At 69.9% G+C, this 20,248-nt stretch carries 24 protein-coding genes; 8 read left to right on the top strand and 16 right to left on the bottom strand.

What is annotated here, in order from left to right; translation table 11 throughout:
• Position 1 precedes the first annotated feature (1 nt).
• The 4 genes from AAHM41_RS14905 to AAHM41_RS14890 all read right to left on the bottom strand — a co-directional run bounded on the left by AAHM41_RS14905 (position 2) and on the right by AAHM41_RS14890 (position 2,206).
• The gene (locus AAHM41_RS14905) at positions 2 to 457 is read right to left on the bottom strand and encodes a periplasmic heavy metal sensor (protein ID WP_342237339.1); all 456 of its coding nucleotides are present in this window, start codon (positions 455 to 457) and stop codon (positions 2 to 4) included.
• Positions 454 to 861 carry a hypothetical protein gene (locus AAHM41_RS14900; RefSeq protein ID WP_342237338.1) on the bottom strand — a complete coding sequence of 136 codons (408 nt, stop codon included), beginning with the start codon at positions 859 to 861 and terminating at the stop codon, positions 454 to 456. Before AAHM41_RS14900 ends, AAHM41_RS14905 begins: the two co-directional genes overlap by 4 nt.
• On the bottom strand, positions 858 to 1,427 hold the full coding sequence (locus AAHM41_RS14895) for a sigma-70 family RNA polymerase sigma factor (protein WP_342237337.1): 570 nt from the start codon (positions 1,425 to 1,427) through the stop codon (positions 858 to 860). Before AAHM41_RS14895 ends, AAHM41_RS14900 begins: the two co-directional genes overlap by 4 nt.
• A gap of 338 nt (positions 1,428 to 1,765) precedes the next feature.
• Positions 1,766 to 2,206 (bottom strand): hypothetical protein, encoded by a 441-nt coding sequence (locus AAHM41_RS14890; RefSeq protein WP_342237336.1) that lies wholly within the window; start codon positions 2,204 to 2,206, stop codon positions 1,766 to 1,768.
• A 163-nt stretch (positions 2,207 to 2,369) separates the two neighbouring features.
• Here AAHM41_RS14890 and pdeM point away from each other — a divergent pair, with 163 nt between their 5' ends.
• Positions 2,370 to 3,077: a ligase-associated DNA damage response endonuclease PdeM gene (gene pdeM, locus AAHM41_RS14885; RefSeq protein WP_342237335.1), complete on the top strand. Its 708-nt coding sequence runs from the start codon at positions 2,370 to 2,372 to the stop codon at positions 3,075 to 3,077.
• Here pdeM and AAHM41_RS14880 read toward each other — a convergent pair.
• From AAHM41_RS14880 to AAHM41_RS14865, 4 genes are read right to left on the bottom strand one after another with little or no spacing between them, the layout of a single operon-like run.
• Complete coding sequence (locus AAHM41_RS14880) at positions 3,074 to 3,766, bottom strand: HdaA/DnaA family protein (protein ID WP_342237334.1); 693 nt, start codon at positions 3,764 to 3,766, stop codon at positions 3,074 to 3,076. The two genes, pdeM and AAHM41_RS14880, sit on opposite strands and share 4 nt — an antisense overlap.
• Entirely contained in the window at positions 3,763 to 4,857 is a 1,095-nt protein-coding gene (locus AAHM41_RS14875) for an AI-2E family transporter (RefSeq protein ID WP_342237333.1), read from the bottom strand. The genes AAHM41_RS14880 and AAHM41_RS14875 overlap by 4 nt, the downstream gene beginning before the upstream one ends.
• Positions 4,854 to 5,411 (bottom strand): CDP-alcohol phosphatidyltransferase family protein, encoded by a 558-nt coding sequence (locus AAHM41_RS14870; RefSeq protein ID WP_342237364.1) that lies wholly within the window; start codon positions 5,409 to 5,411, stop codon positions 4,854 to 4,856. Before AAHM41_RS14870 ends, AAHM41_RS14875 begins: the two co-directional genes overlap by 4 nt.
• Before the next feature lie 49 nt (positions 5,412 to 5,460).
• Entirely contained in the window at positions 5,461 to 6,180 is a 720-nt protein-coding gene (locus AAHM41_RS14865; protein WP_342237332.1) for a hypothetical protein, read from the bottom strand.
• 86 nt (positions 6,181 to 6,266) lie between these two features.
• Here AAHM41_RS14865 and purM point away from each other — a divergent pair, with 86 nt between their 5' ends.
• The 3 genes from purM to AAHM41_RS14850 all read left to right on the top strand — a co-directional run bounded on the left by purM (position 6,267) and on the right by AAHM41_RS14850 (position 8,264).
• Entirely contained in the window at positions 6,267 to 7,349 is a 1,083-nt protein-coding gene (gene purM / locus AAHM41_RS14860) for a phosphoribosylformylglycinamidine cyclo-ligase (protein WP_342237331.1), read from the top strand.
• Positions 7,337 to 7,996, top strand: coding sequence for a phosphoribosylglycinamide formyltransferase (purN, locus tag AAHM41_RS14855; RefSeq protein ID WP_342237330.1), 660 nt, complete (start codon positions 7,337 to 7,339; stop codon positions 7,994 to 7,996). The genes purM and purN overlap by 13 nt, the downstream gene beginning before the upstream one ends.
• Before the next feature lie 124 nt (positions 7,997 to 8,120).
• The gene (locus tag AAHM41_RS14850) at positions 8,121 to 8,264 is read left to right on the top strand and encodes an aa3-type cytochrome c oxidase subunit IV (protein ID WP_342237329.1); all 144 of its coding nucleotides are present in this window, start codon (positions 8,121 to 8,123) and stop codon (positions 8,262 to 8,264) included.
• A 114-nt stretch (positions 8,265 to 8,378) separates the two neighbouring features.
• On the opposite strand, the gene ndk is transcribed toward AAHM41_RS14850, so the two are convergent.
• A complete protein-coding gene (gene ndk / locus AAHM41_RS14845; protein WP_342237328.1) occupies positions 8,379 to 8,798 on the bottom strand; it encodes a nucleoside-diphosphate kinase in 420 nt (139 codons plus the stop codon).
• A gap of 128 nt (positions 8,799 to 8,926) precedes the next feature.
• Between ndk and AAHM41_RS14840 the strand changes: the two genes are divergently transcribed.
• Entirely contained in the window at positions 8,927 to 10,810 is a 1,884-nt protein-coding gene (locus AAHM41_RS14840) for an ABC-F family ATP-binding cassette domain-containing protein (RefSeq protein ID WP_342237327.1), read from the top strand.
• A gap of 10 nt (positions 10,811 to 10,820) precedes the next feature.
• Here the strand turns inward: AAHM41_RS14840 and AAHM41_RS14835 are convergent, their stop codons facing one another.
• Genes AAHM41_RS14835 through AAHM41_RS14825 form a run of 3 tightly spaced genes read right to left on the bottom strand, consistent with a single transcriptional unit; the run spans position 10,821 to position 13,488 of the window.
• Positions 10,821 to 11,531 carry a phosphatase PAP2 family protein gene (locus tag AAHM41_RS14835; protein ID WP_342237326.1) on the bottom strand — a complete coding sequence of 237 codons (711 nt, stop codon included), beginning with the start codon at positions 11,529 to 11,531 and terminating at the stop codon, positions 10,821 to 10,823.
• A complete protein-coding gene (locus tag AAHM41_RS14830) occupies positions 11,528 to 11,989 on the bottom strand; it encodes a DNA polymerase III subunit chi (RefSeq protein ID WP_342237325.1) in 462 nt (153 codons plus the stop codon). Before AAHM41_RS14830 ends, AAHM41_RS14835 begins: the two co-directional genes overlap by 4 nt.
• A complete protein-coding gene (locus AAHM41_RS14825) occupies positions 11,989 to 13,488 on the bottom strand; it encodes a leucyl aminopeptidase (protein ID WP_342237324.1) in 1,500 nt (499 codons plus the stop codon). Before AAHM41_RS14825 ends, AAHM41_RS14830 begins: the two co-directional genes overlap by 1 nt.
• Positions 13,489 to 13,686: 198 nt before the next feature.
• Here AAHM41_RS14825 and lptG point away from each other — a divergent pair, with 198 nt between their 5' ends.
• The 3 genes from lptG to rsmA all read left to right on the top strand — a co-directional run bounded on the left by lptG (position 13,687) and on the right by rsmA (position 17,025).
• The gene (lptG, locus tag AAHM41_RS14820) at positions 13,687 to 14,781 is read left to right on the top strand and encodes an LPS export ABC transporter permease LptG (protein ID WP_342237323.1); all 1,095 of its coding nucleotides are present in this window, start codon (positions 13,687 to 13,689) and stop codon (positions 14,779 to 14,781) included.
• An 89-nt stretch (positions 14,782 to 14,870) separates the two neighbouring features.
• Complete coding sequence (locus AAHM41_RS14815; RefSeq protein ID WP_342237322.1) at positions 14,871 to 16,163, top strand: peptidylprolyl isomerase; 1,293 nt, start codon at positions 14,871 to 14,873, stop codon at positions 16,161 to 16,163.
• A gap of 7 nt (positions 16,164 to 16,170) precedes the next feature.
• Positions 16,171 to 17,025, top strand: a complete 855-nt coding sequence (rsmA, locus tag AAHM41_RS14810) for a 16S rRNA (adenine(1518)-N(6)/adenine(1519)-N(6))-dimethyltransferase RsmA (protein ID WP_342237363.1) — start codon at positions 16,171 to 16,173, stop codon at positions 17,023 to 17,025.
• A gap of 18 nt (positions 17,026 to 17,043) precedes the next feature.
• Here rsmA and AAHM41_RS14805 read toward each other — a convergent pair whose 3' ends face one another.
• The 4 genes from AAHM41_RS14805 to AAHM41_RS14790 all read right to left on the bottom strand — a co-directional run bounded on the left by AAHM41_RS14805 (position 17,044) and on the right by AAHM41_RS14790 (position 20,147).
• Positions 17,044 to 17,865 carry a glycoside hydrolase family 75 protein gene (locus AAHM41_RS14805; RefSeq protein WP_342237321.1) on the bottom strand — a complete coding sequence of 274 codons (822 nt, stop codon included), beginning with the start codon at positions 17,863 to 17,865 and terminating at the stop codon, positions 17,044 to 17,046.
• Between the two features lie 12 nt (positions 17,866 to 17,877).
• Complete coding sequence (locus AAHM41_RS14800) at positions 17,878 to 18,300, bottom strand: hypothetical protein (RefSeq protein ID WP_342237320.1); 423 nt, start codon at positions 18,298 to 18,300, stop codon at positions 17,878 to 17,880.
• 312 nt (positions 18,301 to 18,612) lie between these two features.
• Positions 18,613 to 19,248 carry a guanylate kinase gene (gene gmk / locus AAHM41_RS14795; protein WP_342237319.1) on the bottom strand — a complete coding sequence of 212 codons (636 nt, stop codon included), beginning with the start codon at positions 19,246 to 19,248 and terminating at the stop codon, positions 18,613 to 18,615.
• Entirely contained in the window at positions 19,245 to 20,147 is a 903-nt protein-coding gene (locus tag AAHM41_RS14790) for a YicC/YloC family endoribonuclease (protein WP_342237318.1), read from the bottom strand. Before AAHM41_RS14790 ends, gmk begins: the two co-directional genes overlap by 4 nt.
• Positions 20,148 to 20,248: the final 101 nt, after the last annotated feature.

Raw genomic sequence — 20,248 nt, 5'->3', positions numbered from 1 at the left:
TTCAGGGATCTCGGTCGTCGAGAAGGCCGAGGCCAGCGTTGGGTGGCAGAATCTTCGCGCGTTCCTCGGCCGGAGTCCCCGCCAGGGTGTCGGCAAGGGCGGATTGCAGCAACGCCTGCAGCGCGCCGGTCCTGGCCCGGACCTCGGCCATGGCCGCGTCCAGGGCGCCGCGGTCGAGCGGGTCGGCCCGCATCAGAGCGAACATGCGCAGCCGGGCCTCGCGCAGGCCGCCGACCGCCGACCGCAGCTCCGCCCGGTCCTGCAGCAGCCGGCGCAGCACGTCCCGCCGCAGCTCCGGCGGATAGGCCCGCATCACCGAGGCGGTGGTCGTCTCCATGCGCCGCTCGAACCAGCGGCCGGCCAGCCAGGCACCGCCCAGGAACAGGTTGAGGCACAGCGAGGCCGCCAGGACGATGGCCAGGACGAGCGTGGTTCGCCGCCGCGGCGCCGCAGTCACAGCAGGCCTCCGATGTCACCCTGGCCGGCCACCAGCCCGAGGACGGACAGGGCGATGTCGAGATCGCCGCGGCCCGGCAGCGTCGCCAGCATCACCATGGCGCCGGCGGCGAGAGACAGCAGCGAGGCCCCTGCGCTTGCAGCCCAGAAGCGCCATGTCGGCCGCCAGCCCGCCTCTTCCGCCTCGACGGCGGCAAGGATCCGGCCGATCTCGGCGGCGCCGAAGGGCGGCGGGTGGATCGCGGCGCCGACCGTGTCCTCGAAGGCGGCGAACTGCGCCAGGATCTCCACCGCCGCCGGGTCCCGGCCCAAAAGCTGTCGGGCGGATGCGGCCAGCTTCTGCGGCCAGCGGTCGAGATCGGCCCCGAAGCGGAGCAGCGCCTCGTCGAATTCGGCCCTGGTCATGGCTCCCTCTCCTCGATCATGGCGCGCAGCGTCCGCCGGGCACGGACCAGAAGCTGTTCCGTCGCACCCTCGCTGATGCCCAGGATGGATGCGATCTCGGCATTGCTGCGCCCACCCTGGACGGCCAGCAGCAGCGCCAGACGCTGTCGCTCCGGCAAGGTCCGGATCATCCGGCCGACCGCCGCCAGGCGGTCGCGGTCGGACAGTGCAGCCAGGGCGGTCGGCGCGTCGTCGGTCGGCTCGGGCACATCTGCGAAGGGCAGCCAGCGTCGCAGACGCTGCCGCCGCGCCCGATCGAGGCAGCGATTGGCGACGACGCGGTAGAGCCAGGTGGTGAACGCCGCCTGGCCGGGCGTCCAGGCGTCGGGCCGCCGCCACAGCATCAGGAAGACCTCCTGCACGATGTCGTCGGCCTCCGCCGCCCGGCCCGTGAACCCCAGGGCCAGGCCCCGCACCCTGTCGCCATGGCGGCGCATGAGGGTGGTGAAGGCACGCCGGTCCTCGCCCGCAATGCGGGCCAGCAGATCGGCATCGGCCAACGCCTCCTCGCCCACCCCCTCAGCCATGCCGCCATTCCGCGATTCGTCAGAACCGCCGCCAGACCCGGCCCACCGCATAGCCGCGGCCCGCAGGCCCGGTGACGGCGCGGTAACCGTAGCTGCGGAACGGGCCCTGTACCACGCCTCGGGAGCGGGACCAGGACCGGCCACCGGGACCGGTCACGTCGACGGTGCGGCTGCAGGAATGCCCGCCGCACTGTCCGGTGATTGTCCGGGTTCCGCCATTCGGACCGGTCCGGCTTCGCGGCCAGTCATCGGCGCTCGTCGGCCCAGATACCAAGAGAAGCCCCATCGCGACCGCCACTATGCCGAGCTTGGTCATCATCCCCTCCTTTCGCCCGCCGTCAGCGGGCCTGGTTGATCAGGGCCGCGAGCTGCGCCTTGGTGACGCCGCGGCCGGTGGTGTCCAGGCGATCGAACCAGCCGGTCCCGGCGACGAACTCGTCGCGCGAGACCCGGCCGTCACGGTTCCGGTCGAGCGCCGCCAGCCGCTCGCCCTGCATCCCGGCGAAGCGTGTGGACCGCCCGTCGGTGCGCGCCCGGGCCTGGTTCCGGGCCGCTTCGGCCTCGGCGGCGATCAGGGCGCCGTCGCGGTCGGTGTCGATCCGATCGAACATGCGGCTGCGTGCCGCCTGGACCTCGGACCGGGTCAGGACACCGTCGCGGTCGGCGTCGATCCGATCGAACATCCGATCCGCGAATCGACCCGGCTCCTGCGCCCGGCCGGCGTCACCGCCCAGGACGGTCGCGGCCAGGACGATGGCGACCCCTCTGATGATCGACATGAAGTCAGTCTCCTCCGCTTGGCACCCGGCATTTCCCGGATCACGGCCCCTTGAACGCTGCCGGGTGGAGGTCCCTACGCAGATTTCCGCCGGCCGCGGAGCGGAGAACAGAAATCGAACAAGATCATTGCCCCACGGCTCCGTTCGGCGCTACATCCGGGAGATGCCGACCCGCACCATCCCGCTCCGCGACCACGCCTTCCGGCCCGACCCGTCGGGCGTGCTGTGGTGGGCGGAGCGGCGCTGGCTGCTGGTCGCCGACCTGCATCTGGAGAAGGCGACGGCGCTGGCCCAGCGCTCGCACCGCCTGTTGCCGCCCTATGACAGCACCGCGACCCTGGCCCGGCTCGGCGCCGCGATCGGCCGGCTGGACCCGGCGGTCGTGGTGGCGCTGGGCGACAGCTTCCATGATTCGGAAGGGGCCGACCGCCTCGCCGCCGACGACCTGGCGACGCTGATGCGGCTGGCGCGAGGCCGGGACTGGATCTGGGTGCTGGGCAATCACGATCCGGACCTGCCGCGGTCCCTGCCCGGCGACCGAACCGAGGAGTTGCAGGTCGACGGCCTGGTCTGCCGCCACGCCGCCCGGCCAGGGGCGTCCGGCGAGATCTCCGGCCACTACCACCCGAAGGCGGCGATCAGCGGCCGCGCCGGTCGGGTGACCGGGCGCTGCTTCGTCGCCGACGAGCACCGCCTGGTGCTGCCGGCCTTCGGCGCCTATACCGGCGGCCTGGACGTGCTCGACCCCGCCATCCGCGGGCTGCTCGGCCCCCTCTTCCATGTCTGGCTGATCGGCCGCGCCGGGCTGCACCGCTTCCCCGGCGCCCGCCTGTCGCCGATCGCCTTCCGGTATGTCGACAGTGTCGCCTAGCCCCGCTCGGCCAGGATCGCGCGCACCAGCGGCAGGGTGATCGAGCGGCCCTGGGCCAGGCTGGCGGCGTCGATCTCGGCCACCAGCCGGCGCGCCTCGGCGAAGCTGCGCTCCATCCGCGCCAGCATCGCCTGCACGATCTCCGGCCCGACCGCGAGCTGGCGGTCGGCGAACAGCTTGGCCAGCACCTGCGCCAGCAGCACGTCGTCGGGTTCGCCGAGGCCCGCGGCCGGCGCCGCCTTCAGTCGCGAGGCGAGGTCCGGCAGAGCCACGGCCCAGCGCGCCGGCGGCTCGCGCGCCGCCAGCAGCAGGAAGCCGCCGGCTTCCTTCAGCAGGTTGTGCAGGTGGAACAGCGCTCGCTCGGCCACGGCGTCGCCGGCCACGCGATCGGCATCGTCCAGCGCCACCGCCCCGGCGGCGGCGAGCTCGGCCGGATCGGTCGCGGCCAATGCGTCGCCGGCCAGGATCCGGGCACCGGCGCGCTGCGCCCAGATGCCGAGCAGATGGCTCTTCCCCGCTCCCGGCGCGCCATGCAGGGCCAGGACCGGTCCCGGCCAACCCGGCCAGCGCGCGATCCAGCCCGCGGCCTCGCGGTTGCTCTCGGCGACGATAAAATCCTCGGGCCCCAAAGCGGGGGGCAGCGACAGGTCGAAGACGAACTGGGCCACCGGGCTGGCAGTTTTGCTCATGAAACGGTGGGGAGATCCATGTCCGGCGGGTCGGCGGGCGGCTGGCGGTACAGCGCGCTCTGCCGGTAGCGGTGCAGGGCGAAGCGCGTCAGCACACCGATCACGGCGGCCATCGGCACCGCCAGCATGACGCCGGTGAAACCGAACAGGCTGCCGGCGGCGAGCAGCGCGAAGATCACCCAGACCGGATGCAGGCCGACGGATTCGCCGACCAGCTTCGGGGTGACGAAGTTGCCCTCCAGGAACTGGCCGAGCACGAAGATGCCCAACACCACGGCCCACATCGTCCAGTCGTCATATTGCACGAACGCGATGCCCATCGAGCTGACCAGGCCGACCAGCGAGCCGACATAGGGGATGATCGACAGGAGGCCGGTCATCAGCCCGACCAGCAGGCCGAAATTCAGCCCGACGATGGTCAGGGCGATGGCGTAGAACAGCCCCAGCAGCAGGCAGACGATCAGCTGGCCGCGGATGAAGCGGGACAGGGTGTGGTTCACCTCGCGGCCCAGGCCGCGGATGGTCTCACGCTGCGCCACCGGCAGGTTGTGGTCGATCACCTCGATCATGTGGTCCCAGTCGCGCAGCATGTAGAAGGCGACCACGGGCGTGATGAAGACCAGCGACAGCAGGTCGATCAGCGCCATGCCGCCCTGCCACAGGCTGCCGATCACCGTGCCGATCCAGGACACGGCGCTGCCGGCATACTGGCTGACCGCCTTCTGGATCTCGTTGAAATTCGCCGCCGACACGCGGTGGCGAAGCTCGGCGATCAGCGGCTGCAGCCGCGTCGCGGCCCGGGCCACGTAGTCGGGCACGGCCGAGAGCAGCCCGGTCACCTGGTTCAGCAGGATCGGCAGGATGATCAGCGTCACCAGGACGGCGATGACCAGGAACAGCAGCAGCAGCACCGTGGTCGCCAGCCAGCGCGCCATGCCCATCGCCTGCAGCCGCCGGCACACCGGGTCGAGCAGATAGGCGATGATCATGCCGGTGACGAACGGCGCCAGCACGCCGCTCAGCAGCCACACCAGCAGGCAGAAGACGACGAAGCCGATCAGCCAGAAGCGGATTTGGGTGGAGCCGTTCACGCATGCACCCCGGCCGGGGTGAAGAAGCGGCGGACGGTTTCGCGCAGATAGCCGACCGCCGACAGCGTGGTGGTCCCGGCCACGATCCAGACCAGGACCGCGATGACGCCGCTGGCGTCGACATCCAGCCCGGGCGCGGCCATCACCAGCACCACCAGCGCGATCTGCATCACCGTGTTCAGCTTGCTGATCATCGACGGGGTCAGCGAGCGGGTGCCACGGCCGGCGAAGTGCAGCACCACCACGCCCAGCACCAGGCCGATATCGCGCGCCACCACCAGCACCACCAGCCAGACCGGCAGCTCCGCCGTCCAGGTCAGGGCCAGATAGGTCCCGACCAGCAGCGACTTGTCGGCGATCGGGTCGAGATAGCTGCCCAGCGCCGTGCGCGCCTGCAGCCAGCGGGCCAGGATGCCGTCGATCGCATCGGTCAGCGCCGCTGCCGAGAACATCCAGAAGGCCGTGACCAGCCGGCCGTCCAGGATCAGCCAGATGGTGACCGGGGCCACGACCAGCCGTGCCAGGCTGAGCAGGTTCGGCAGGTATCGGACCATACGGCGCAAGGGGCCTGACCTCGATGCCAAAGGTGTCGTCACGCCGGGGCTACTGTCCGCCGGCGCGGTGCAGCTCGAGCGCCTGGGCGCCCTGCTGCACCGTCAGGCCCTGCTGCGCCAGGATCTGGTTGAGTTGGGTCTGGTCGCCGGGGAAGCGCAGCTCCAGCACCGCCTGTCGCGCCGTCAGGCTGAGCAGGGAGGACGAGACCACGCCGCCGAGGCGGGTCAGCCGGCCCTGCACGTCGTACCAGTCGGCCGGCGCCGCGATCGGCACGGTGACGGTGACCGAGCCTCGCGCCTGGAAGCCCGGCGCGGCACCAGGCTGCGGTGGGGTTCCCGGCGGAGTGCCCGGAAGGGTCGCGATGTGGTCCTGCGAGCCGCCGGCCAGCAGCTGCTGCACGCCGGAGCTGCGGAAGGTGTAGGCCAGATTGGCGGAATAGTGGCCGGGCGAGGCCTGCTCCGACTTCACCTGGAAGCTCTGCACCAGCCGCTCGACGTCGGCGTCGGACATGCCGGAGACGCGGTTTGGATCGGCGCCGATCTGCTGCAGCAGTTGCTGCAGCCCCTTGCGCGGCCCCTGGGCGAAAGCCTTGGCGCGGGCCTCGGTGGCGTTCCCGGCGCTGGCCTCGACCGCGACATTGTCGACCGAATAGCCGGAGGCGCTGCCCGCGATCGGCGCGCCGCCCGGGGTCTGGGCACGCACCGGCACCAGCCCGGCGCAGAGAAGCGCGGCCGCCACAGCCAGGGTCGATCCGATGCGAAGCATCATTGCAATGCCTTCCGGTTTCGCTATGGTCCGCGCCCATCCGCACGGATAATCCGCCTTTATATAGCACCCCTCTCTGCGAGGTCATCATGTGCCCGCCGGTCGACCCCAAGGACAGCTCCGACGCCTATGCCCGGGCCGGCGTCAACATCGCCGAGGGCGAGGCCTTCGTCGGCGACATCAAGCCCCTGGCCGAGAGCACGCGGCGGAGCGGCATGATGGAGGGGCTGGGCGGCTTCGGCGCGCTGTTCGATCCCAAGGCCGCCGGCTTCCGCGATCCGATCCTGGTCGCCGCCACCGACGGCGTCGGCACCAAGCTGAAGGTGGCGATCGAGACCGGGCGGCACGACACGGTCGGCATCGACCTCGTCGCCATGTGCGTCAACGACCTGGTGGTGCAGGGCGCCGAGCCGCTGTTCTTCCTCGACTATTTCGCGTCCGGCAAGCTCGATCGCTCGGTCGGCGGCGGCGTGCTGCGCGGCATCACCGAGGGCTGCCGCCAGGCCGGCTGTGCCCTGATCGGCGGCGAGACGGCGGAGATGCCCGGCATGTATGCCGCCGGCGACTACGACCTGGCCGGCTTCGCCGTCGGCGCGGTCGAACGCGACCAGGCGCTGACCGGCCGCGACGTGCGTGACGGCGATGTGGTGCTGGGCCTGGCCTCGACCGGTGTCCATTCCAACGGCTACTCGCTGGTCCGCCGCACCGTCGCCGAAGCCGGGCTGGCCTGGGACGCGCCGGCGCCCTTCGCCAACGACACCACGGTCGGCGAGGCCTTCCTGACCCCGACCCGGATCTATGTGAAGAGCAGCCTCGCGGCCATCCGTGCCGGCGGCGTCCACGCCCTGGCGCACATCACCGGCGGCGGGCTGACCGAGAACATCCCGCGGGTGCTGCCGGACGGGCTGGGCGTCGCCCTCGACGCCGGCGCCTGGCCCCTGCCCCCGGTGTTCCGCTGGCTGAAGGCGCAGGGCGGCCTCAACGCGGCCGAGCTGGCCCGCACCTACAACTGCGGCATCGGCATGGTGATGATCGTGGCGCCGGACCGGGTCGAGGCGGTGTCGGCGATCCTGGCCGGCCAGGGCGAGACGGTGCGTCGGATCGGTCGGGTCGTCGCCGATGCCGGGCATTCCGTGGCGATCGCGGGCACGGAGGCGGCATGGGCCGTCTGAACCCTCGGGTTAAGGTCGGCGTCCTCATTTCCGGCCGGGGCAGCAACATGGCGGCCCTGGCCGAGGCCTGTGACGCGCCGGACTTCCCGGCCGAGATCGCATTGGTGCTGTCCGACATCCCCGGTGCCGGTGGGCTCGCCGTCGCGTCCGCGCGCGGCATCGCCACCGCCACGATCGACCGCAAGGCCCATCCGTCCAAGGCCGCCTTCGAGGCGGCAATGGACGAGGCGCTGCGCGACGCCGGGGTCGAGCTGATCTGCCTGGCCGGCTTCATGCGGGTGCTGAGCGCCGATTTCGTCGGACGCTGGCATGACCGCATCCTCAACATCCACCCGTCGCTGCTGCCCGCCTTCCCGGGCTTGCACACGCATGAGCGGGCGCTGGCCGCCGGGGTCAGGCTCGCCGGCTGCACCGTGCACATCGTGCGCCCTGTGGTCGATGACGGGCCGATCCTGGTCCAGGCGGCAGTGCCGGTGCTCGACGGCGACGACGCCGCCAGCCTGGCCGCGCGCATCCTGGTGGAGGAGCATCGCTGCTATCCGATGGCCCTGCGCTGGGTCGCCGAAGGGCGGGTCCGGATCGAGGATGGGCGGGTTCGGATCACCGGTGCGGACGCCGCCGCAGGCGCGATCCGCAACCCATTGTGATAATTGTCACAAAGCCCAATAGACGCTGCGACAATTAAACCCTATTTCACTGGACAAGGCCGGGGGGCACCCGTAAATGGTGCCTCGATCGCAAACATACGAAAGCGTGACGAGGATGGGCGCGATGGCCAGCGAAGGCACGAATCAGGTTCCCGATGAGCTGCTGGCTTCGCGCAAGCAGATGTATGCCAGCTTCGTGCGCTTCAGCACCTGGGGCATTGTCGCCGTCGCCATCCTGCTGATCGGCATGGCGCTGTTCCTGCTCTGATTTCCGCCCTTGGCACGAAAAAGGCCGGTCCCCGCGGGACCGGCCTTTTTTGTTGCCCGGAAGGCGGCATCCAGCCATCCCCGCCGCAGCGGGGATGGCCGAAAGCGCTTCGGATCAGCCGACGATCTCGGTGCCGGCGAAGAAGAAGGCGATCTCGATCGCCGCGTTCTCGGCCGAATCGGAGCCGTGCACCGAGTTCGCCTCGATCGATTCCGCGAACTCCTTGCGGATGGTGCCCGGGGCGGCGTTGGCCGGGTTGGTGGCGCCCATCACCTCGCGGTTGCGGGCCACGGCGTTGTCGCCCTCCAGCACCTGGACCACGACCGGGCCAGAGATCATGAACGTGCACAGGTCGTTGAAGAACGGCCGCTCCTTGTGCACGCCGTAGAAGGCTTCGGCCTGGGCGCGGCTCAGTTGGATCCGCTTCTGCGCGACGATGCGCAGGCCGGCCTCCTCGAACTTGGCGTTGATCTTGCCGGTCAGGTTGCGGCGGGTGGCGTCCGGCTTGATGATGGACAGGGTGCGCTCGGCCATTGGATCCTCGGTTTTCAGGCGTTGGCGATCGGAATTGCGCGGCCTTATAGACGGGCCGCCCCGATCCGGCAACCGAAGCCGAATCCGAAGGCCCGAATCCGGCCCGGTCGTGCTATGACGCCGCCGCCATGCTTCAGATCCAGGACATCACCATCCGCATCGCCGGCCGCGTGCTGCTCGACTCCGCTTCGGTGTCGGTGGCGGCCGGGCACAAGGCTGGGCTCGTCGGCCACAACGGCACGGGCAAGTCGACGCTGCTGCGCGCGATCCGCAAGGAGATCGGGCTCGACGGCGGCCAGATCAGCTATCCCGGGCGCTGGCGGATGGCCAGCGTGGCCCAGGACGCGCCGGAGGGATCGGCCAGCCTGCTCGACACCGTGCTGGCCGCCGACACCGAGCGCGCCGCCCTGATGGAGGAGGCGGAGACCGCCGAGGATCCCGACCGGATCGGCGAGATCCACACCCGCCTGGCCGATATCGACGCCCACACCGCCCCGGCCCGGGCCGCCACCATCCTGGCCGGCCTCGGCTTCGACACCGAGGCGCAAGGCCGGCCGGTCGGCGACCTGTCGGGCGGCATGCGCATGCGCGTGGCCCTGGCGGCGACGCTGTTCCTGCAGCCCGACCTGCTGCTGCTCGACGAGCCGACCAACCACCTCGACCTCGAGGCGACGCTGTGGCTCGAGACCTGGCTGAAGACCTATCCGCACACCATCCTGATGGTCAGCCACGACCGCGACCTGCTGAACCGCGTGGTCGACACCACCATCCATCTCGAGAACGCGAAGCTGACCGCCTACACCGGCGGCTACGACCAGTTCGAGCAGACGCGCCGCATGCGGCTGGAGCATCTGGCGGCGCTGCAGAAGCGCCAGATCGCCCAGCGCGCCCACATGCAGAGCTTCATCGACCGGTTCAAGGCCAAGGCCACCAAGGCCCGCCAGGCGCAGAGCCGGGTCAAGGCGCTGGAGAAGATGGAGCCGATCGTGGCCCTGGTCGAGGGCCAGTCGATCAGCTTCGACTTCCCGCCGCCGGAGGAGCTGGCGCCGCCGATCCTGGTGCTGGACAAGGTGACCGTCGGCTATGACGAGCGGCCGGTCCTGAAGAATCTGGACATGCGGATCGACATGGACGACCGCATCGCGCTCCTGGGTGCCAACGGCAACGGCAAGTCGACCCTGGTCAAGCTGTTCGCCGGCCGGCTGCAGCCGATGGCCGGGCAGCTACGCAAGTCGAACAAGCTCAAGGTCGGCTATTTCGCCCAGCACCAGGCCGAAGAGCTCGACCTGTCGCTGAACGCCATCGCCCAGGCGCGGCGGGTGATGCCGAATTCGACCGACGAGAAGATCCGCGCCCATCTCGGCCGCTTCGGCTTCGTCCAGCGCCGGTCGGAGACCCGGATCGGCGACATGTCGGGCGGAGAGAAGGCGCGGCTGCTGCTGGCCCTGATGGCACGCGAGGCGCCGCAGCTGCTGCTGCTCGACGAGCCGACCAACCATCTCGACGTCGACAGCCGCCAGGCGCTGGTGCAGGCGCTGAACGAGTATGACGGCGCCGTGGTGCTGATCACCCACGATCCGCATCTGATCGAGCTGACCGCCGACCGGCTTCTGCTGGTCAAGGACGGTGCGGTCAGCCCCTTCGAGGGCGACCTCGACGACTACCGCCGTCTGCTGAACGAACAGCGCCGGCAGGAGCGCGCCGGGCGGCAGGCGGAGAAGCTGAGCCAGGCCGACCGCAAGGAGCAGCGCCGCGCCGCCGCCGAGGCCCGCGCCCAGCTGGCCCCGTTGCGCCTGGCGATCCGCGAGATCGAGAAGCGGATCCAGGGGCTGGAGCGGGAGAAGAAGGCAATCGAGGCGAAGCTGGCCGACACCGCGCTCTACAGCAACCCGGCCGCAGCGACCGAACAGCAGATCGCGCTGCACGACGTGCAGAGCAAGCTGGACGCCGCCGAGGAAGCCTGGCTGGAAGCCAACGGCAAGCTGGAGGCGGCGCAGGCGCTGGCCGGATAGGTCCTCCGGCTCACCCCGGCTCCGGCCAGCGGATCAGGCCGCGGGTGAAGTCGCGCCAGGCCGCGGCCGTACTCCAGCGGTCGAACAGCAGGGCGTGCAGCCCGGCGCTGACCAGGAGAGTGACAAAGGCGGCAAAGACCACATCACTGAAGAAATGCCCGCCCATGCCGATGCGCAGCAGGCCGAGCATGCCGCCCAGTGCCATCGATGCCCAGAAGATCCGGCGCCGCCGCCGCGCCGGCACGACATAGGCGACGCTGTGCACGACGAAACCGACCGTCGGATCGCCGGCGACGAAGGAGCAGTTGCGGCTGCACTGGCCGGCCGGGATCAGCGGCGGCGTGAACACAGCGCTGCCGCCGAAGGCCTCGACCTGCCGCGGCCGGGCCCGACCCCAATGGTCCTTCAGCACGGCGTTGGCCACCAGCCCCGGCCCGACCGCCAGCGCCAGGGCCAGGAAGGTCCAGCGCCGCGCATCGAGGCCGAACAGCCGCCGCTGCCGCAGCCAGGTCCAGCCCGCGGCGAGCAGCAGCAGCACGGCGGCGGTGCGGACCAGGATCTGCACCAACTCGTGGATCGCCTCCGCCAGCGGCGCGCTGTCCCAGGCGAAGCCGCTGCCGGGGGCGTAGAACCAGCCGGAAACGACGAGATCGATCCCCGGCACGAGGACCAGCAGGGCACAGAGGGCGACCGCGAGCCACAGCGCCGTGCGCGGCGTCACCCGCCCACCCGCTGCTTCTCGCTCCAGGCCCCGCCCTCGTCCTGCTGGTAGTAGACCAGGGTGTGGCCGGCGTCCCGCAACCGCTTCCAGCGGCCGCGGGCGGCCTGCACCGCCTCCGGGTCGTTGCCGTCGAACAGGTCGCAGACCATGGCGAAGGCGCCGTCGCCGTCCGACTCCGCGCCGTCGCCCAGGAACAGCACCTGGGCGGCGTTCGGGTTCTCCACCCGGTCACTGATCCAGACCGGCTGCTCCTCGGCGAAACCGTCGCGCTTGGTGCCGTGCGGCAGGAACCCTTCCTTGGAGTAGGTCCAGAGATGGCCGGCCAGGCTCTCCACCCGCTCCTCCGAGCCGACGCTGACCACGGCGCGCCAGCCGCGCTGCAGCGTCCGGTCGAGCAGCACCGGCAGTGTCTGCTCGAACGTCCGCGCGGTCAGATGGTAGAAACGAATCTCGGCCATCAGCCCTCGTAATTGTCGGTCACGAAGCGCTCCAGCAGCCGCACGCCGAAGGCGGTGGCGCCCTTCGGCACCGTCGGCGTGTCCTTGCTGGACCAGGTGGTGCCGGCAATGTCGAGATGGGCCCAGGGCACCTTGTTGACGAAGCGCTGCAGGAACTGCCCGCCGATGATCGACCCGGCGTCGCGGCTGCCGGTGATGTTCTTCATGTCGGCGATGTCGCTGTCGATCTGCTTGTCATAGGCGTCGCCCAGCGGCAGGCGCCACAGCTTCTCCTCGACCGCCTTGCCGGCGGCGGTCAGCTTCTCGGCCAGCGCGTCGTCATTGGCGAACAGCCCGGCATGGTCGGTGCCCAGCGCGATGATGACCGCGCCGGTCAGGGTGGCGAGGTTGACCATCGCCTTCGGCTTGAACCGGTCCTGCGTGTACCAGAGCGCGTCGGCCAGCACGAGCCGGCCCTCGGCGTCGGTGTTCCAGACCTCGATGGTCTGGCCGGACATCGAGGTGACGATGTCGCCCGGCCGCTGCGCGTCGCCGGACGGCATGTTCTCGACCAGGCCGAGCACGCCGGCCGCGTTGACCTTGGCCTTGCGCAGCGCCAGCGCCTTGAACAGCCCGGTGACCACGCCGGCGCCGCCCATGTCCCACTTCATGTCCCACATGCCCTGGCCGGGCTTGAGCGAGATGCCGCCGGTGTCGAAGGTGACGCCCTTGCCCACGAAGGCGATCGGCGCCTCGTCCTTGCGCTTGCCGCCGGCGCCCTTCCACTGCAGCACCACCAGCTGGCTCTCGCGCGCCGAGCCCTGGCCGACGCCGAGCAGCGCGCCCATGCCGAGCTTGCGCATCTGCTTCTCGCCCAGGATCTCGACCTCGACGCCGAGATCCGCCAGCTCCTTGGCCTTGGCGGCGAAGTTCTCGGGATGGAGGATGTTGGCCGGCTCCGACACCAGCTCGCGGGTCAGGAACACGCCCTGGGCCACCGCATCGGCGCGGGCGAAGGCCTTCTTCGCCGCCGCGACCTCGCCGGTCTGCACCGTCAGGCTCTTCAGCGTCGGCTTGGCCTCGGGCTTCTCCTTGGTGTGGTAGCGCTCGAAGCGCCAGGCCCGCAGCCGGACGCCGAACGCGAATTCGGCGGCTGCGGCCCCCGCGCCCTGGCCGGCAAGGGCGATGCCCTCGAACTGGGCCGTCGCCTCGCTGATCCGGGCCTGGTTCAGCAGCGCGGCGACGGCGCCGCCCGCCCGCTGCAGCCGGACCGCGTCGACTTCCTCCGGCTTGCCGAGGCCGAACAGCACGATCTGATCGGCGCCGGCGATGCCGTACAGCGCCAGCGTCTCGTCGCGGCCGCCCTTGAACTTCGGTGCCGCCTTCAGCGCCCGCGACAACGCCCCTTTCGACCGCTTGTCGACCGCGGCGGCGGCGGCGGAGAGAACACCGTCGGCGAACACGCCGAGCACCAGGGCGCCGGCTTCCACGGAAGCGGGCGAGGCGAAGGAGATCTGCATCTTGTCGTCTTCCGGGCGATTTCCGATGGCCGCGGCCAAGGCGGCGGAACCTGCAAGGTAACAGCGGGTTTCACAGCCGTCACCGGTCGAAACGGCCCGCACCGCTCGGCTGCGACTCCTTGATGGTCGCGGCGGCGGGCCGTCTGAGGTAGAAGATCTGCCCAACCCGCCTTCGGCACCACAGGCCAACCGCACCCGATGCTCCGTTCCCCCACCCTTTACGCCTATATCGTGCGGCAGTTCCTGTTCTGGTTCATGGCCGTGCTGCTGGTGTTGAGCGGCGTGATCGCGGTGTTCGAATTCGTCGAGTTCGTGCGCCAGGTCAGCTCCATCCCCGAGCTGCCGGTCAGCCTGGCGTTCACCCTGGCCGCCTTCAAGCTGCCGAGCGACATCGAGATCCTGTTCCACTTCGCCGTGCTGATCGCGGCGATGGTGACCTTCTGGCGCATGACCCGCAGCCGCGAGCTGGTGGTCGCCCGCGCCGCCGGCCTGTCGGCCTGGCAGTTCCTGGCGCCGGTGATCGCCACGGCGATGGTGTTGGGCGTGCTCAAGATCACGGTCGTCAACCCGATCTCGGCGGCGATGTACAGCCGTTTCGAGCGCCTGGACCTCGACTTCCTGGGTGGCACCGGCGACGTCATGAAAGTGGCGAGAACCGGCTTCTGGCTGCGCCAGAAGGACGAGAGCGGGATCGTCGTCATCCATGCCGAGAAGGTCGGCAGCAATGGCGACCAGCTGCAGAGCGCGATGTTCCTGCTGCTGAACCCGGACGAGACCTATCGCGGCCGGATCGACGCCGCCAGCGCCCAGCTGCAGGACGGCAGATGGGTGATCAGCGACGCCTGGGTGATGAAGGGCGAGACGCCGGCGGAGCATGTCGACACCACCTCGATCGCAAGCAACCTGACCCGCAACGGGATCCAGGAGCGGTTCGCGTCGCAGCAGACCATCTCGTTCTGGGACCTGCCGGACTATATCCGCAACCTCGAGGCCACCGGCTTCTCCTCGACCCGCTACCGCATCGCCTATCAGGGGTTGCTGTCGCAGCCGCTGCTGATGGCGGCGATGATCCTGGTGGCCGCGGCCTTCAGCCTGCGGCCCGGGCGCCGGGTCGACACCGTGCTGATGATCGTCGGCGCCATCGTCACCGGCTTCTCGATCTTCGTGCTCGGCGACATCGTGGCGGCGCTCGGCCGGGCCGGCACCCTGCCGGTGCCGATGGCGGCCTGGGCCACCTCCGGCGTCGCCCTCCTGTTCGGCGTCGCCGCGCTGCTCCATCTCGAGGATGGTTAGCCCATTATGGATTCGGCCGCTTTTGCCTTGAGTCGGCCAAAGTCACGTGCTGTATCTGCGCCTTTCAACAGCGAGGCCGTGTCGCCCTCATGATCCGTCGCCTGTCGGCCCCGATCGTCGCCCTGATCCTGGCCATCACCTCCCTCGCCGTTCCCGCGGCCATGGCGCAGACCCGTCCCGCCCCGGCATCCGCCGTCGGCACCATCGCCGCGGTGGTCAATGACGATGTGATCACCGTGGCCGACCTGCAGATGCGCATGCGGCTGGCGCTGATGAGCAGCGGCCTGCCGGCGACTCCGGACGCCCAGCAGCGGCTGCTGCCCCAGGTGCTGCGCCTGCTGATCGACGAGAAGCTGCAGGGCCAGGAGGCCAAGCGCGCCGGCATCGCCGTTGCGGACCAGGATGTGGACCGGGCGCTGGCGGCGATCGCCGGCCAGAACAAGATGTCGACGCAGCAGCTGTTCACCATGCTGAAGTCCACCGGCGTGCCACAGACCGCGCTGGAGGACCAGGTGCGGGCCCAGCTCGCCTGGCGCCAGCTGATCCAGCGCCGCTTCCTTTCCCAGGTCGAGGTCTCGGACACCCAGATCGACGAGGTGGTGGAGCGGCTGAAGGCCAACCAGGGCAAGCCGCAGTATCTGGTCGCCTCGATCTTCCTGGCGGTCGACCAGGATGCCGGCGAAGGCCAGGTCAAGGCCCTGGCCGACCGGCTGGTCTCCGAAATCCGGCGCGGCGCCCCCTTCCCCGCCGTGGCCCGTCAGTTCAGCCAGGCCGCCGGCGCTCAGAGCGGCGGCGACATGGGCTGGGTGCTGGCCGGGCAGCTCGAACCCGCGCTCGACCAGGTGCTCGGCACCATGCAGCAGGGCCAGGTGTCGGACCCGATCCGCACCCTCGGCGGCTACAACATCCTGCTGCTGCGCGACAAGCGCACCGTCAACGCCAACACCTCGGCCGGCGTCAAGGTCCGGCTGAACCAGATCGTTGTCCCGGTGCCGCCGACCGCGCCGCGCAACCGGGTCGAGACGGTGGTCTCGCAGATGCGCAACGACTTCTCCAGCGTGAACGGCTGCGAAGCCTTCCAAGCCAAGGCCAAGGAGCTGGGCGTGACCGCCAACCCGGATCTGGGCGACGTCATGCTCAACCGTCTGCCCGACGCGATGCGCCAGGTGGTCAGCGCCCTGCCCGACGGCCAGGTCAGCTCGCCGCTGCGCGTGCCGAACGGCGTCGCCGTGATGATGGTCTGCTCCCGCCAGGATGCCCCGACCGACGGCGTCGACCGCGATCAGATTCGCGGCGGCCTGGCCGACCAGAAGATCGACATGATGCAGCGTCGGCTGCTGCGCGACCTGCGCGGCAACGCCTATATCGACATCCGGCTCTGACGGGTCTCTGACCCTGTCCGGCGACGCCCTTCGCGACGCGATCGCCGCCCTGCCGCCGCTGCGCGACGTGATCGCGCGGCACGGCCTGGCGGCCAAGAAGTCGCTCGGCCAGAACTTCCTGCTCGACCTCAACGTCACCGCCCGGATCGTCCGCGAGGCCGGCGACCTGGCCGGCGTGCATGTGGTCGAGATCGGGCCGGGCCCGGGCGGGTTGACCCGGGCCCTCCTGGCCTCCGCCGCCGACAGCGTCACGGTGATCGAGCGCGACCGGCGCTTCCAGCCGGCGCTGGAGGAACTGGCGGCCGTCGCCGGCGACCGGCTGCGGGTCGTCGAGGCCGACGCGCTGAAGACCGACATCCTGGCCCTGGTGCCGGCGCCCCGCGCCGTGATCGCCAACCTGCCCTACAATGTAGCGACGCCGCTGCTGATCGGCTGGTTGCGCCGGATCGACGAGTTCCGGTCGCTGACGCTGATGTTCCAGAAGGAGGTGGCGGACCGGATGGTGGCCGAGCCGCGCAGCCACGCCTATGGCCGGCTGTCGGTGATCGCCCAATGGTGCGCCGAGGTCGATCCGCTGCTGACCCTGCCGGCCCGCGCCTTCACACCGCCGCCGAAGGTCGATTCGACCGTGGTCCGCTTCCGCCCCCGTCCCGATCGGGAGGACGTGCCCTTCGCGACGATGGAGACGGTCACCGCCGCCGCCTTCGGCCAGCGCCGCAAGATGCTGCGCGCCAGCCTGCGCAGCCTGGGCGAGGCCGAGGCGCTGCTGGTCGAGGCGGGCCTGCCGCCGACCGCGCGGGCCGAGGAGATCGACATCGCCGGTTTCGTCCGCCTGGCCCAGGCGGTCGCGCGGCGGAGCTGACCCAGAGCCCGGCGACCGTCAGGGCCCTGGCGCTGCAGCCTTCAGCGTCTCGAATCGCCGCAACGCTTCCTCGGCCACGCGCTGATTCACGGTCTGCGGCGTCAGGCCTGCTATCTTCGAATTCGGGAAGAGCAGGTATCGGACATTGCGGTTCAGGCTCGCGTCGCGAATGTCGCTGCAGCGGGTCTTGCGATCCGGGTCCTGCCACGTCCGGCAGCGGCTGTCACCGATCGCTTCGAACAGCGCGATCGACCCTTCCCCGATCTTGTTGGCCGGCCCGCGATCGGCGACCAGGATCGGAATGGCTTTGGAGCCATCCAGGACGACGCCGATATCCCCGATCTGAATCCCGGTGAGACGGGAGAAGTCGCTACCCTGCGGGATGACCACATACGGCACCGTGTCCGAATAGACGGAACTGCCGTCCGGATACCGGTAGGAGGTGTCTCTCAGATCGGTCAGCCCGGGATCGGTCAGTGCCTTGAAGCCGCCATCGATGTCGAGCCCGAGCTTGGCATCGAAGGAGATCGTGCCGTCATCGAGGCGGTCGAGCGCGGTCAGCCGATTCGGATCCCCACTGCACCGCCGGAACCCGGTCATAAGCTGGTTCCGAAAGATGTTCTCCCGGTCGCAGCGTTCGAACTCGCGACGATACTCCTCATCGACCGGGACACCCCGGGGAATGCTGCCCGGGGCGGCGCCGAATATGACCCGCGTGGTGGCCGGGGCCTCCGGCACCGAGGCCGGCATGGCCGGTTGCGAGCCCTGGCACCCCGCGACGAGCATCGACACGATGGCCGCGGCGACGGCCGAGGGTGCCTGCCGGAGACGCTGTGTCATGGCAACCCCTCCTCAAGGCTCGCCATCGATGACGCACTGGCAGCGGGGAATCTTCTTGTTGTTTGAGGCCGGGAACTGGCTGCCGAGGAACGCCTTCAGGTCGTCGATCAGCGCGATCACGCGGGACCGGCTGTCGCTCCACTGGATGTTGTCGTTCGGACCGTTGAGGGCGGAGGCCGGGTTGAGGCAGCCGATGCTTGCCAGATACCCGTTCGCCGGATGGATCAGGATGCCGGTTCTGGATCCGGTCGGCGACAGCCGCAGGGCCGGTTTCGGAAGCTTGTTGATCTGAGCGGACGGAGAATAGCCGATCGTCATGTACTTGTTGTTGCTGGCCCCGTCATGGGTATGGAGCTCATAGGTTCCGGCGGCCACCCTGCGATGCTTCGACACGCCGGTGCTGGTGTTGTCGCCCGGCCCCTGCCGCTCGACCATGGTGCCGCTCAGCTGCGCGACCGCGGTCCCGTTGTGGAACACCTGGTAGCTGCCGACGGTGCGGGCAAAAGCCTTCCCGACGCGCGTCTCCTCACGCGACCGGACGATATGAATTTCCCAGTCGCGACCGGTAATAGGCATGGCTGAAATCCCTCGTGCAATGGAGAGGACGAAAAGGCGAAGCCGCTCGTCACGACACCGCGCGATCGCGAAAACGAAATATGAATATCGAAGTAAAGCAGATAGCGCTATATTGTATTCAAAACGTGTCCGCGATTAGTCCATTTCCCGGCGGAAGTATGGCTTCGCCCGCTAAAGCTTGGCCTGCAGCGAGCGGACGAAGTCCGGCAGGCCGGTCTGGCGGCTGCGGCGCAGCCGTTCCGCCGCCAGGATCGCCTGCACCTGGGCGATGCTGGCATCAAGATCCCGGTTGACGATCACGTAGTCGTATTCCGGCCAGTGGCTCATCTCGTCCGCCGCCTTGGCCATGCGTCCGGCAATTACCTCGTCGCTGTCCTGGGCGCGGGCGCGCAGCCGCTGCTCCAGCGCCTCCACCGTCGGCGGCAGGACGAAGACACTGACTAGGTCGGTCCGCGCCTTCTGTGCCAGCTGCTGGGTGCCCTGCCAGTCGATGTCGAAGATGACGTCGCGGCCGGCGGCCAGCGCCGCCTCGACCGGCGCGCGCGGCGTGCCGTAGCCGTGGCCGAAGACCTTGGCACGCTCGAGCAGCTCGTCATTGGCGACCATGGCGTCATAGGCCGCCTGATCGATGAAGTGGTAGTGCGTGCCGTCGATCTCGCCCGGCCGCTGGGCGCGGGTGGTGACCGAGACCGAGATCGTCAGGTTCGGGTCCCGCGCCAGCACGGCCCGGGTGATCGAGGTCTTCCCCGCCCCCGAGGGCGAGGACAGGACGAGCATGAGCCCGCGCCGAGGAATATCCGTGGTCATTCGATGTTCTGGATCTGCTCGCGGAACTGTTCGATCACGGCCTTGAGGTCGAGGCCGATCCGGGTCAGCGCCACATCCGCCGCCTTCGAGCACAGCGTGTTGGCTTCCCGGTTGAACTCCTGGCACAGGAAATCAAGCCGGCGCCCGACGCCGCTGCCGGCGGCGAGCAGGCCACGCGCCTGGCCGATATGGGCGTCGAGCCGATCGAGCTCCTCGCGCACGTCGCAGCGGCCGACCAGCACCGCCACCTCCTGCGCCAGCCGGTCCTCGGCCAAGGGCGGCCGAGCGTCGAGCAGCAGGTCGAGCTGGGCCTTGAGCCGCGCTTTGAGCGCCTCCGGCTGGGCGGCGGCGGAGGCCCGGGCCTGGCCGACGAGCTCGGTGATCTGGTAGATCTGGCCGGCCAGGACGTCGCGCAGGCGCTCGCCCTCCTCCAGTCGCGTCGCCAGCAGGTCGTCGAGCAGCGGCGCGATCGCCGCCCCGGCTTCGGCCTCGACGGCACCGTTCAGCTCGGCCGAGGCGGAGTCGCCGTTCTCGACCACGCCGCGCACGCCGAGCAGCGCGTCGACCTGGACCGGCGCGCTGTCGCCGTTGACCTCTCGCACCAGCGCGATCAGCTGGTCCAGCACCTCGCGGTTGATGCGCAGCTGCGGCGCCGCCTCGCTGCGGCCGAGCGACAGGTTGAGGGTGACGTTGCCGCGGCGGAAGCGCTTGGCCAGCTCGACCCGCGCCGCCACTTCCAGCCGCTCGAAGCCGGCCGGGGTGCGCAGGCGGAGGTCGAGCGACTTGCCGTTGACGCTGCGCGCCTCCCACACCCAGGATATGCCCTCGACGCCGCCCTCCTTGCGGGCGAAGCCGGTCATGCTGGAAAGCTGGGCCGTGGCGATCTTATCCTGAGTCATGACCGGCTTATAGCGGTCGCCCGGATGGGTCGCCATGGGAAAAGGCCATTTTCCCGGCTGACTGCGCTTCTCGCCGAACGGAGATAGCCCGGATATCTCAC

This window comes from Inquilinus sp. OTU3971, assembly GCF_038440215.1.
This window is presented reverse-complemented; position numbering and strand designations above follow the sequence as displayed.

Coding starts and splice junctions, on each gene's coding strand:
- AAHM41_RS14900 (WP_342237338.1), bottom strand. CDS start 861: ATGACCAGGGCCGAATTCGACGAGGCGCTGCTCCGCTTCGGGGCCGAT.
- AAHM41_RS14895 (WP_342237337.1), bottom strand. CDS start 1,427: ATGGCTGAGGGGGTGGGCGAGGAGGCGTTGGCCGATGCCGATCTGCTG.
- AAHM41_RS14890 (WP_342237336.1), bottom strand. CDS start 2,206: ATGTCGATCATCAGAGGGGTCGCCATCGTCCTGGCCGCGACCGTCCTG.
- pdeM (WP_342237335.1), top strand. CDS start 2,370: ATGCCGACCCGCACCATCCCGCTCCGCGACCACGCCTTCCGGCCCGAC.
- AAHM41_RS14880 (WP_342237334.1), bottom strand. CDS start 3,766: ATGAGCAAAACTGCCAGCCCGGTGGCCCAGTTCGTCTTCGACCTGTCG.
- AAHM41_RS14870 (WP_342237364.1), bottom strand. CDS start 5,411: ATGGTCCGATACCTGCCGAACCTGCTCAGCCTGGCACGGCTGGTCGTG.
- AAHM41_RS14865 (WP_342237332.1), bottom strand. CDS start 6,180: ATGATGCTTCGCATCGGATCGACCCTGGCTGTGGCGGCCGCGCTTCTC.
- purM (WP_342237331.1), top strand. CDS start 6,267: ATGTGCCCGCCGGTCGACCCCAAGGACAGCTCCGACGCCTATGCCCGG.
- purN (WP_342237330.1), top strand. CDS start 7,337: ATGGGCCGTCTGAACCCTCGGGTTAAGGTCGGCGTCCTCATTTCCGGC.
- AAHM41_RS14850 (WP_342237329.1), top strand. CDS start 8,121: ATGGCCAGCGAAGGCACGAATCAGGTTCCCGATGAGCTGCTGGCTTCG.
- ndk (WP_342237328.1), bottom strand. CDS start 8,798: ATGGCCGAGCGCACCCTGTCCATCATCAAGCCGGACGCCACCCGCCGC.
- AAHM41_RS14840 (WP_342237327.1), top strand. CDS start 8,927: ATGCTTCAGATCCAGGACATCACCATCCGCATCGCCGGCCGCGTGCTG.
- AAHM41_RS14830 (WP_342237325.1), bottom strand. CDS start 11,989: ATGGCCGAGATTCGTTTCTACCATCTGACCGCGCGGACGTTCGAGCAG.
- AAHM41_RS14825 (WP_342237324.1), bottom strand. CDS start 13,488: ATGCAGATCTCCTTCGCCTCGCCCGCTTCCGTGGAAGCCGGCGCCCTG.
- lptG (WP_342237323.1), top strand. CDS start 13,687: ATGCTCCGTTCCCCCACCCTTTACGCCTATATCGTGCGGCAGTTCCTG.
- AAHM41_RS14815 (WP_342237322.1), top strand. CDS start 14,871: ATGATCCGTCGCCTGTCGGCCCCGATCGTCGCCCTGATCCTGGCCATC.
- AAHM41_RS14805 (WP_342237321.1), bottom strand. CDS start 17,865: ATGACACAGCGTCTCCGGCAGGCACCCTCGGCCGTCGCCGCGGCCATC.
- AAHM41_RS14800 (WP_342237320.1), bottom strand. CDS start 18,300: ATGGTCGAGCGGCAGGGGCCGGGCGACAACACCAGCACCGGCGTGTCG.
- gmk (WP_342237319.1), bottom strand. CDS start 19,248: ATGACCACGGATATTCCTCGGCGCGGGCTCATGCTCGTCCTGTCCTCG.
- AAHM41_RS14790 (WP_342237318.1), bottom strand. CDS start 20,147: ATGACTCAGGATAAGATCGCCACGGCCCAGCTTTCCAGCATGACCGGC.